This is a genomic window from Pseudomonas quasicaspiana (assembly GCF_021147825.1).
In the GTDB taxonomy this organism is placed as follows: Bacteria; Pseudomonadota; Gammaproteobacteria; order Pseudomonadales; family Pseudomonadaceae; genus Aquipseudomonas; species Aquipseudomonas quasicaspiana.
In genome coordinates this window covers 34,417-45,337 of sequence record NZ_JAGTPI010000050.1, presented here as the reverse complement: position 1 = coordinate 45,337, position 10,921 = coordinate 34,417, and the positions used below count along the sequence as shown (strand labels likewise).

General features: G+C 58.5%; 6 protein-coding genes. 2 read left to right on the top strand and 4 right to left on the bottom strand.

Annotated features, from left to right (window positions below; all coding sequences use genetic code 11):
* Positions 1–193 precede the first annotated feature (193 nt).
* The 4 genes from guaD to xdhA form a co-directional block, all read right to left on the bottom strand.
* The gene (guaD, locus tag KDX30_RS22705) at positions 194–1,498 is read right to left on the bottom strand and encodes a guanine deaminase (protein WP_231677558.1); all 1,305 of its coding nucleotides are present in this window, start codon (positions 1,496–1,498) and stop codon (positions 194–196) included.
* 150 nt (positions 1,499–1,648) lie between these two features.
* On the bottom strand, positions 1,649–2,485 hold the full coding sequence (gene xdhC, locus KDX30_RS22700) for a xanthine dehydrogenase accessory protein XdhC (RefSeq protein ID WP_231677557.1): 837 nt from the start codon (positions 2,483–2,485) through the stop codon (positions 1,649–1,651).
* Positions 2,482–4,947 carry a xanthine dehydrogenase molybdopterin binding subunit gene (gene xdhB, locus KDX30_RS22695; protein WP_231677556.1) on the bottom strand — a complete coding sequence of 822 codons (2,466 nt, stop codon included), beginning with the start codon at positions 4,945–4,947 and terminating at the stop codon, positions 2,482–2,484. Before xdhB ends, xdhC begins: the two co-directional genes overlap by 4 nt.
* Positions 4,940–6,394, bottom strand: coding sequence for a xanthine dehydrogenase small subunit (gene xdhA, locus KDX30_RS22690; protein WP_099267322.1), 1,455 nt, complete (start codon positions 6,392–6,394; stop codon positions 4,940–4,942). The genes xdhB and xdhA overlap by 8 nt, the downstream gene beginning before the upstream one ends.
* A gap of 272 nt (positions 6,395–6,666) precedes the next feature.
* Here xdhA and KDX30_RS22685 point away from each other — a divergent pair, with 272 nt between their 5' ends.
* The gene (locus KDX30_RS22685; RefSeq protein WP_122705999.1) at positions 6,667–7,326 is read left to right on the top strand and encodes a GntR family transcriptional regulator; all 660 of its coding nucleotides are present in this window, start codon (positions 6,667–6,669) and stop codon (positions 7,324–7,326) included.
* Between the two features lie 4 nt (positions 7,327–7,330).
* On the top strand, positions 7,331–10,819 hold the full coding sequence (gene smc / locus KDX30_RS22680) for a chromosome segregation protein SMC (protein ID WP_231677555.1): 3,489 nt from the start codon (positions 7,331–7,333) through the stop codon (positions 10,817–10,819).
* Positions 10,820–10,921 lie beyond the last annotated feature (102 nt).

Sequence of the window (10,921 nt, the reverse complement as noted above, 5' to 3'; positions counted from 1 at the left end):
TGTGGGAGCTGGGCTTGCCCGCGATAAGAGCGACTCGGTTCACCTGCAACACCGCAGCGTCTGCATCGCGGGCAAGCCCGGCTCCCACAGGAGAAAGTGATCGCCTAGCAAAGCAACGCTAGCCCGCGACGGCTTGCTTCAGAGGACGCTATCGCGCAGCCAGCTCCCACAAGGGTTTTGCGGCAGTTCCGCCTTACCTGCTATGCACCAACTCCCCAGCCGAATAGGTCTCCTGCACCGTCCGGTCATCCCCCAGTGTCATCAGCACAAACAATATCTCGGCAATGTCTCTGGCTTGTTTCAAGCGATAGGACAGCAGCGGCGTGGCGTGATAATCCAGCACCAGAAAATCAGCTTCATTACCCACCTGCAGACTGCCAATGCGGTCATCGAGGCGCAACGCCCGCGCGCCGCCCAACGTAGCCAGGTAGAGCGATTTGAAAGGGCTCAGTTTTGCACCCTGCATCTGCATGACTTTGTAGGCTTCGTTGAGAGTCTGCAGGATCGAGAAGCTGGTGCCGCCGCCCACGTCAGTGCCGACGCCGACGTTGACCCTGTGCTTTTCAGCCATGGGCAGGTTGAACAGGCCACTGCCCAGAAACAGGTTCGACGTCGGGCAGAAGGCGATGGCTGAACCGGTCTCGGCAAGGCGTGCACATTCGCTGTCGCAGAGGTGTACGCCGTGGGCAAATACCGAGCGCTCGCCCAGCAGTTTGAAATGGTCATACACGTCCAGGTAACCGCTGCGCTCCGGGAATAGCGCTTTTACCCATTGCACTTCTTCAACGTTCTCGCTGATGTGAGTCTGCATGTACACGTCGGGATACTCGGCGAGCAGTTGCCCAGCCAGCGTCAGTTGCTCCGGGGTGCTGGTCGGCGCAAAACGCGGCGTGACCGCGTAGTGCAAACGGCCTTTGCCGTGCCAGCGTTCGATCAGCGCCTTGCTATCGGCGTAGCCCGACTCTGCCGTATCGGTGAGGTAGTCCGGAGCATTCCGATCCATCATCACCTTGCCTGCGATCATCCGCAGGTTGAGCTTTTCTGCCGCTTGAAAGAACGCCTCCACCGACTCTTTGTGCACGCTGCCAAACACCAGCGCAGTGGTGGTGCCGTTGCGCAGCAGTTCCTTGAGGAAAATGTCCGCGACCTCGGCGGCATGCGCCGGATCAGCGAACTGTTTTTCGCACGGGAAGGTGTAAGTGTTGAGCCAGTCCAGCAGGCGCTCGCCGTAGGAGCCGACCATGCCGGTCTGCGGCAAATGGATGTGGGTGTCGATGAAGCCAGGCGTGATCAATGCGTCCTTGTACTCGGTCACTTCGACATCGTGACCCAGTGTATTCAGCAGTTCGGTTGCGTGGCCAAGGACTACAATCTTGCCGTTTTCTACCAGCATCAGACCATCAGCGAAGTACTGATAAGAGGCCTCAATGCCGACTTCGGCCGGGTCGCCAACGCTGTGCAGAATGGCAGCGCGGTAGGCTTTTTTACTTGGGTTCATATAGGTCCTGTCAAACAAAACGCAACGATCTAAATTGGAATACTTTTCTGTAGGAGCGCACGAGCACCGCGAGGCCGCGATGACGGTGTATCAGACAGAGCGCTATCGCTGCCTCGCGGTGCTCGTGAGCTCCTACAGGAGACATGTTTGTTACACCTGACTGCGGCGTGACACCGGCAGGAGTTTGGCAACAGGCTCGGCGCTGGCGCTGTGCTGCCCGAAATTGACGTTGTAGGTGGCGATGACTTCGGCTGCAATCGACACCGCGATCTCGATAGGCAGCTTGCCTTTGACTTCGCTCAGCCCCATCGGACAGCGCATGCGCTGCAACAGTGCCGAATCAAAACCGCGATCACGTAACCGGTGCTCGAATTTGACCCGCTTGGTCTTCGAGCCAATCAAACCGAAGTAGGCAAAGTCGCCGCGCTTGAGAATTGCGGCGGTCAGTTCCAGGTCCAGTTGATGGTTGTGGGTCATGACAATGCAGTAACTGCCTTTGGGCAACTCATCAATTTCATCCAGCGGATCTTCAGCGACGATCTTGCGAACGCCGGTGGGGATCTGCGCTGGAAATTCCTGCTCACGGGAATCGATCCAGCGCACCCGGCAAGGCAGGCTGGCCAGCAAGGGTACCAACGCCCGGCCTACGTGACCGGCGCCAAACACCGCGATCTGTGCCTGGGGCTGGCCCATGGGCTCGAACAGCAGCACATTCACGCCACCGCAACACTGGCCCAGGCTTGCGCCGAGACTGAAACGCTCCAGTCGAGTGTTCTGGCTGCCGCTTACAAGCATTTCCCGGGCGATTTCCATGGCCTTGTATTCCAGATGCCCGCCACCAATGGTGTCGAAGATACGCTCGGCGCTGACCACCATCTTCGAACCGGCATTGCGTGGCGTCGAACCGCGCTCTTCGATGATGGTGACCAAGACGCAGGCTTCACCCTGGGTTTGCAAGTCGGCGAGGGCGCTGATCCAGTTATTCATGGTTTTACCTCCGGGCTTGACACCGGTGTCGAACTTATCGCGAGCAAGCTCGGCTCCAACAGGGGAATACGGTCCCCTGTGGGAGCCGAGCTTGCTCGCGATTGAGGCGACTCGGTCTTACGCATCTGCTCACACCCCCATAACACCCGCTCCGGCGTCGCAGGCGCGTCGATACTGGGTTGATGGCGATAGTCGCCCAGGCTCGCCACCGCATCCTTGATTGCACACCATGCCGAGATGCCAAGCATGAATGGCGGTTCGCCTACAGCCTTGGAGTGGAACACGGTGTCTTCCGGGTTTTTGCGGTTTTCCACCAGTTTGACGCGCAGGTCCAACGGCATATCCGAGACCGCCGGAATCTTGTAGCCCGCCGGTCCGTTGGTCATCAGTTTGCCTTTGTCATTCCACACCAGCTCTTCAGTGGTCAGCCAGCCCATGCCCTGAATGTAGCCGCCTTCGACCTGGCCGATATCGATGGCCGGGTTCAGGGATGCGCCGACATCGTGGAGGATATCCGTGCGCAGCATCTTGTATTCGCCGGTCAGCGTGTCGACGATCACTTCACTGCAAGCGGCGCCAAAGGCAAAGTAGTAGAACGGTCTGCCACGTGCCTGACTGCGGTCGTAGAAGATTTTCGGCGTTTTGTAATAGCCAGTACTGGACAGCGAAACCTGCCCCATCCACGCCAGTTGCGCCAAAGACTGGAACGACACCAGCTGTTCGCCAGCGCGAATATGACCGTTGCGAAACTCGACATCGGCTTCTTCGACTTTGAAGTGTTTCGCGGCGAATTCCACCAGACGCTGCTTGAGAATTTCGGCCGCATTCTGCGCCGCCTTGCCATTCAGATCCGTACCGCTGGAAGCAGCAGTTGGTGAGGTGTTAGGCACTTTATCGGTGTTGGTTGCGGTGATCTGAATCCGGTCGATATCGACCTGGAACACCTCGGCCACGACTTGCGCGACTTTGACGTTCAAGCCCTGACCCATCTCTGTGCCGCCGTGGTTCAGGTGGATGCTGCCGTCGGTGTAAATATGGATCAGCGCCCCGGCTTGATTGAGAAAGCTGGCAGTAAAGGAAATGCCGAACTTGACCGGGGTCAGTGCCAGGCCTTTCTTGAGGATCGGGCTGCTGGCGTTGAACGCCCGAATCGCTTCGCGGCGTTCGTGGTATTGACTGCTTTCTTCCAGCTCGGCAGTCATTTCTTCCAGCAGGTTGTGCTCGACGGTCTGGTAGTAGTGGGTGACGTTGCGCTCGGTCTTGCCGTAGTAATTCGTCTTGCGCACCGCTAATGGATCCTTGCCAAGATAACGGGCGATGGAATCCATGACCTCTTCAATGGCGACCATGCCCTGGGGACCGCCAAAGCCGCGATACGCAGTATTGGACGCAGTGTTGGTCTTGCAGCGATGGCCATTGATCGTGGCTTCGCCCAGGTAGTACGAGTTGTCGGCATGAAACATTGCCCGATCGACAATCGAAGCGGAAAGATCCGGCGAGTAACCACAGTTGCCTGCCAGATCCAGCTGAATGCCATGCAGACGACCATCGTCATCAAAGCCGACGTCGTACTCGATGTAGAACGGATGACGCTTGCCGGTCATCAGCATGTCTTCGACACGGGGCAGGCGCATTTTGGTGGGCTGCCCTGTCAGGCGCGCGATCACTGCACACAGGCACGCAGGACTCGCTGCCTGGGTTTCCTTGCCGCCAAAACCACCGCCCATGCGGCGCATGTCGACGACGATTTTATTCATCGAAACGTCCAGCACTTCGGCGACCAGCTTCTGTATTTCAGTGGGATTCTGGGTCGAGCAGTAGACGATCATGCCGCCGTCCTCGGTGGGCATCACCGAGGAAATCTGCGTCTCCAGATAGAAATGCTCTTGGCCGCCGATGTGCAGACTGCCCTGGATTCTATGCCTGGCAACGTCCAGCGCTGCAGCGGAATCACCGCGCTTGTGAGTGTGGCTGTCGAGCACGAAATGCTTGTCGCGCAACGCCTGGACTACATCCAGAACGGGCTCCAGATCTTCATATTCAATCACTGCCGCCATGGCCGCCTGACGAGCGATATCGAGGCTACGCGCGGCAACAGCGAGCACCGGCTGGCCGACGAATTCCACTTTATCGATGGCCAGTAATGGATCGCCGGGCAGCAGTGGACCGATGTCTTTCAGGCCGGGAATGTCTTCGTGGGTGATGACAATCCGTACACCTTCAAAGGCGTGACAAGGGGCGGTATCGACGCTGATGATCCGTGCATGGGCACGATCGGAAAGACGCGCATACACGTGCAGTTGATTGGGGAACTCAAGACGGTCATCGATATACACCGCCTCGCCGGACACATGTTTGTCGGCGCTGTCGTGCTTGACGCTGCGGCCGACGCCGGTGGTCAGGTCCTGTTGAAACAGGGCGATCATTTCGGCCTGGGACTTGATCCCTGAATGGTTAGACATAAGCCGTCACCCGCGTTTGAAGGGTGGGCGTTTGCAGCTCGATGAAGTATTTGCGCAGCAGGTTCTGCGCGCTGAGCAGACGATATTCCTTGCTGGCGCGGAAGTCCGACAGGGGCGTGAAATCTTCCGCCAGTGCCGTACAGGCAGCTTCCACTGTGGCAGATGTCCATGGCGCGCCCTTTAATGCCTTTTCGCAGGCGGCGGCGCGCTTGGGAGTTGCCGCCATCCCCCCATAGGCAACTCGCGCATCAACAATGCTGCCGTCCTCGACGTGCAGATTGAACGCCGCGCAGACCGCGGAAATATCGTCATCCAGCCGCTTCGAGACTTTATAGGCGCGGAAGGCCTGCCGCGCCTTGGCTTTAGGCACGATAACGGTTTCGATAAATTCGCTTTCCTGCCGCGCAGTCACCCGGTAATCAATGAAGTAATCCTCAAGTGCCAGGGTGCGGCGAGTATCGCCCTTGCGCAGTACGATTTGCGCACCCAGGGCGATCAGCAAAGGAGGGGAGTCGCCAATCGGAGACGCGTTACCGATATTGCCGCCCAGGGTGCCCTGATTGCGGATCTGCAACGACGCAAAGCGCTGCAGCAGTTCGCCAAAGTCCGGGTACTCGGCGCTCAGCGCGGCATAGCAATCAGTCAGTGGTGTAGCCGCGCCAATTTCCATTCGGTCATCGAAATGCTCGATGCGTTTCAGTTCGGCGACATTGCCCACATAAATCATCACCGGCAGCGGTCGGTGGAACTGAGTGACTTCAAGGGCCAGATCGGTCCCGCCTGCCAGCAGCCTCGCCTGTGGGTGGGCTTCATACAATTGCGCCAAGTCAGCGACGGTCTGCGGCACCAGACAGCGCTTGTCGCCATCAGTCAGCTCACCGGTTTGCGTCGGCGTGATACTGCGCAGGCGAGCGATGGTCTGTGTTTTTCGTTCGTCGAACTGGTCCGGTTGACGCTTGCCGCACGATTGTTCGGCGGCATCGAGAATAGGGCGATAGCCAGTGCAGCGGCAGAGGTTGCCCGCCAGCGCTTCGTGGGTTTTGTGACTGTCGGGCTGTGGGTTGTTCTTTTGCAGGGCAAACAACGACATGACAAAGCCGGGGGTGCAGAACCCGCATTGCGAGCCGTGGCAGTCGACCATGGCCTGTTGAACGCTGTGCAGCTTGCCTTGATGCTTGAGGTCTTCAACGCTGATCAACTGCTTGCCGTGCAGGGACGCCACAAAGGTCAGGCAAGAATTGAGGCTGCGATAACGCAGGCTGTCTTCACCCTGTGCATCGGTTTCAAGTTCGCCGACTACCACCGTGCAGGCGCCACAGTCCCCACTGGCGCAGCCTTCTTTGGTGCCAGACTTGTGCAGGTGTTCGCGCAGGTAGTTGAGAACCGTCAGATTGGGGTCCAGGCTATGTTCGGTGCGCAGCTCATTGTTCAAGAGAAATTGGATCACGGAAGGCCTCTGCGCGTTTTTTCTGATCGTCGAACATAAAGCCGAATTTATCAGGTCTGACTTTTCGGTCAATTTGTTTCTGACTCTTAGGTCAGGAAGTGTCGTTTTTAGATCGGTCACCGGGTATCAGCGGGCTGCCAGTGCGACGAACTGACACGATCTGTTGAAAGTTTTGCTTATTTCGTGCCAGTTTCCACCGGTATGGCCCTGCGCCATAGGCCTTCCTTGGGATACACTGCGCCGCTTGGTTATCACCAGCATTTGGGAAAGACATGACGTTCAAGGCTCCGGACAGCCTCGCCGAGCAAATCGCTCACCACCTTGCCGAGCGCATCATTCGTGGCGAGCTCAAGCCTGCCGAGCGCATTCAGGAACAAAAAGTCACGCAGGCGTTGAACGTCAGCCGTGGTTCGGTGCGCGAAGCGTTATTGATTCTGGAACGCCGTCATCTGGTGGCGATCCTGCCGCGTCGCGGCGCGCAGGTCACGGTACTCAATGCCCATAACGTGCAGAGCCTGTGCACGCTGATGACTGAATTGTATGTACTGCTGGGCATTGCGGTAGCCGAGAAGTGGCAGCAGCAGAGCGATCTGGCGAGTTTCCTGCAAATCCAGCAGCGGCTGATTGCCAGTTACGAGCGCCAGGACGTGAAGGCTTTCGTAGAAGACAGCTTCAACGTGATGCGTGCGGCTTATCCGTTTGCCAACAATCCTTACCTGCAGGAGACCGTCGATAACCTGCAACCGTCCATGAGCCGCAGCTATTACCTGGCGCTGGACCAGCGCAAGGCAGAGATGCGTGACTATCTGACCCTGTTCGAGCAATTGCTTGAAGCAGTGATCGCCCGGGATACCACGCGGGTTCGCAGCGTACTGACCGATTACGGGCGACGCAGCTGTCAGCTGGTGCTTTCGGCTCTGGAAGCGGGCTGACCCCATGCGGCTGAAGTGCATCAAGCTGGCGGGGTTCAAATCCTTCGTCGACCCCACTACGGTGAACTTCCCCAGTAACATGGCGGCGGTCGTTGGCCCTAACGGCTGCGGCAAATCCAACATCATTGACGCCGTGCGCTGGGTCATGGGCGAAAGTTCGGCCAAGAACCTGCGCGGCGAGTCGATGACCGACGTCATCTTCAATGGCTCAACCAGCCGCAAGCCCGTCAGCCAGGCCAGCATCGAGCTGGTCTTCGATAACTCGGACGGCACGCTGGTCGGCGAGTACGCGGCCTACGCGGAGATTTCCATCCGCCGCAAGGTCACCCGCGACAGCCAGAACACTTATTACCTGAACGGCACCAAATGCCGTCGGCGGGACATCACCGATATTTTCCTCGGCACCGGTCTGGGCCCGCGCAGCTATTCGATCATCGAGCAGGGGATGATCTCCAAGCTGATCGAAGCCAAGCCGGAAGACTTGCGTAATTTCATTGAGGAAGCGGCGGGGATCTCCAAGTACAAGGAGCGTCGTCGCGAAACTGAAAACCGTATCCGCCGTACCCACGAAAACCTCGCGCGCCTGACCGACCTTCGCGAAGAGCTGGAGCGCCAGCTGGAACGCCTGCATCGTCAGGCTCAGGCTGCCGAGAAGTATCAGGAATACAAAGCTGAGGAGCGTCAGCTCAAGGCACAGTTGTCAGCGTTGCGCTGGCAGGCGCTAAACGAGCAGGTGGGTCAGCGCGAGGCGGTGATTGGCAATCAGGAGGTCGGTTTCGAGGCCTTGGTCGCCGAGCAGCGTAATGCCGATGCCAGCATCGAGCGTCTTCGTGACGGCCACCACGACCTGTCCGAGCGCTTCAATCTGGTTCAGGGGCGCTTCTATTCCGTAGGCGGTGACATTGCCCGCGTCGAGCAAAGCATTCAGCACGGTCAGCAGCGTCTGCGCCAATTGCAGGATGACCTGCGTGAAGCCGAGCGCGCCCGTCAGGAAACCGAATCCCATCTGGGCCACGACCGCACGCTGCTGGCTACATTGGGCGAAGAGCTGGAAATGCTTGAGCCCGAGCAGGAGATGACCAGTGCTGCCGCCGAGGAATCCGCAGCATCGCTGGAAGATGCTGAAAGCGCGATGCATGGCTGGCAGGAGAAGTGGGACAGCTTTAACTTGCGATCAGCCGAACCGCGACGTCAGGCGGAAGTCCAGCAGTCGCGTATTCAGCAACTGGAACACAGCCTGGAGCGACTGGCCGAGCGGCAGCGACGGCTGGGTGAAGAGTTGGAATTGCTCAAAGCCGATCCGGAAGACGCGGCGATTCTGCAACTGGACGAAGATCTTGCTACCCGGGAAATGACCCTCGAAGAGTTGCACATCGGCGAAGAGCAAGCTGTCGAGCGGCTTGAGCAGTTGCGCAACGAGCTGCAACAGGCCAATCAGGCACAGCAACAGGCCCAAGGCGAATTGCAGCGGCTTAACGGCCGTTTAGCATCCCTTGAAGCGTTGCAGCAGGCTGCGCTTGATCCCGACACCGGTACCGCCGAATGGCTGCGCGATCATGATTTGGCTGAGCAGCCACGGCTGGCTGAAGGCCTGCGGGTTGAGCCGGGTTGGGAGCTGGCGGTGGAAACCGTGCTGGGTGCGGACCTGCAGGCCGTGCTGGTGGATGACTTCGGCGGGCTTGACCTTGCGGGTTTCCAGCAGGGCGATTTGCGGCTGGTCAGTACTAGCGCCGAGGCTGCGCGAATCCCCGGCAGTCTGCTGGATAAAGTCGACAGTGCCATGGACCTCGCCAGTTGGCTGGGCCAGGTGCGTCCGGTGGAAACCCTTGATGAGGCACTGGCCCAGCGCGGTCAGTTGGCGACCGGGCAAAGCCTGATCAGTCGCGATGGTTACTGGGTGGGGCGGCACTTTCTGCGGGTACGTCGTGCCAGTGAAGCGCAAAGCGGCGTGCTGGCCCGCGGTCAGGAGTTGCAGCGTCTGGGGCAGGAGCGCGATGAGCGTGAAGCTACACTAGCCACTCTTGAAGAGCAGCTGTTGATGCTGCGTGAACAGCAATCGAATCAGGAAGAGGCCCGGGAAGAGTTGCGCCGCCGGGTCCAGGATGAAACCCGTCAGCAAAGCGAGCTCCGGGCGCAATTGTCTGCCGCCAGGGTCAAGGTCGAACAGCTCACCTTGCGTCGTACCCGACTGGATGAAGAGCTTGCAGAGCTGGGCGAGCAACGCGCCATGGAGCACGAGCATCTTGGTGAGTCACGCCTGCAATTGCAGGATGCGCTGGACGCCATGGCGCTGGACACCGAGCAGCGTGAACTGCTTCAGGCCCAGCGCGACAGCCTGCGCGAGCACCTTGACCGCGTGCGTCAGGAAGCCCGTCAACACAAGGACCACGCCCATCAACTGGCTGTGCGCCTTGGCTCGCTGAGGGCTCAGCACGATTCCACACGACAGGCGCTTGAGCGTCTGGAGATGCAGTCCGAGCGCCTGACCGAAAAGCGCGAGCAGCTCGATTTGAATCTGGAGGAGGGCGAAGCCCCGCTGGAAGAGCTGCGCCTGAAACTTGAAGAATTACTTGAGCGGCGCATGGCGGTGGACGATGAAATGCGTACCGCCAAGAATGCGCTGGAAGATGCCGATCGCGAATTGCGCGACGCCGAGAAGCGCCGTACCCAGGCCGAGCAGCAATCACAATTGCTGCGTGGGCAGTTGGAACAGCAGCGGATGGAGTGGCAATCCCTCACGGTGCGCCGTACCACCTTGCAGGATCAGCTGCTTGAAGACGGTTACGACCTGCAGGGCGTGCTGGCAACCCTGACCGCTGAGGCCAACGAAAAAGACGCAGAAGAAGAACTTGAGCGCATTGCCGTACGGATTCAGCGGCTGGGCGCGATCAACCTTGCAGCCATCGATGAGTACCAGCAGCAGTCTGAGCGCAAACGCTATCTGGACGCGCAAAACGCTGACCTGGTTGAGGCACTGGAAACCCTCGAAAACGTGATCCGCAAGATCGACAAGGAGACGCGAAATCGATTCAAAGAGACCTTCGATCAGATAAACAGTGGAATTCAGGCACTTTTTCCAAAAGTTTTCGGTGGAGGCTCAGCTTATTTGGAACTGACTGGCGAAGATTTACTCGATACAGGAGTAACAATCATGGCGCGCCCGCCGGGGAAGAAAAACAGCACGATCCATTTGCTGTCCGGTGGCGAGAAAGCCTTGACTGCGTTGGCGTTGGTTTTCGCCATCTTCAAGCTCAATCCTGCACCGTTCTGCATGCTCGACGAAGTGGATGCACCGCTGGACGATGCCAACGTTGGACGCTATGCGCGACTGGTCAAGGAGATGTCGCAGACTGTGCAATTCATTTACATCACCCACAACAAGATCGCCATGGAAATGGCCGATCAATTGATGGGTGTCACCATGCATGAACCGGGTTGTTCGCGACTTGTGGCGGTGGATGTAGAGGAGGCGATGGCATTGGTCGATGCCTAGCAATGCCTGTTCTGCGCGGTAGAAATGGCCATTTAATAGCTTTGCGTGAACAACTCTGTGGGGTAGATATCGCTTTGCGCACAAACCAGATGTAACAGACGG

Bases quoted from the DNA above. Each gene is read 5' to 3' on its own strand.
- guaD (WP_231677558.1), bottom strand. From the start codon at position 1,498: ATGAACCCAAGTAAAAAAGCCTACCGCGCTGCCATTCTGCACAGCGTT.
- xdhC (WP_231677557.1), bottom strand. From the start codon at position 2,485: ATGAATAACTGGATCAGCGCCCTCGCCGACTTGCAAACCCAGGGTGAA.
- xdhB (WP_231677556.1), bottom strand. From the start codon at position 4,947: ATGTCTAACCATTCAGGGATCAAGTCCCAGGCCGAAATGATCGCCCTG.
- KDX30_RS22685 (WP_122705999.1), top strand. From the start codon at position 6,667: ATGACGTTCAAGGCTCCGGACAGCCTCGCCGAGCAAATCGCTCACCAC.
- smc (WP_231677555.1), top strand. From the start codon at position 7,331: ATGCGGCTGAAGTGCATCAAGCTGGCGGGGTTCAAATCCTTCGTCGAC.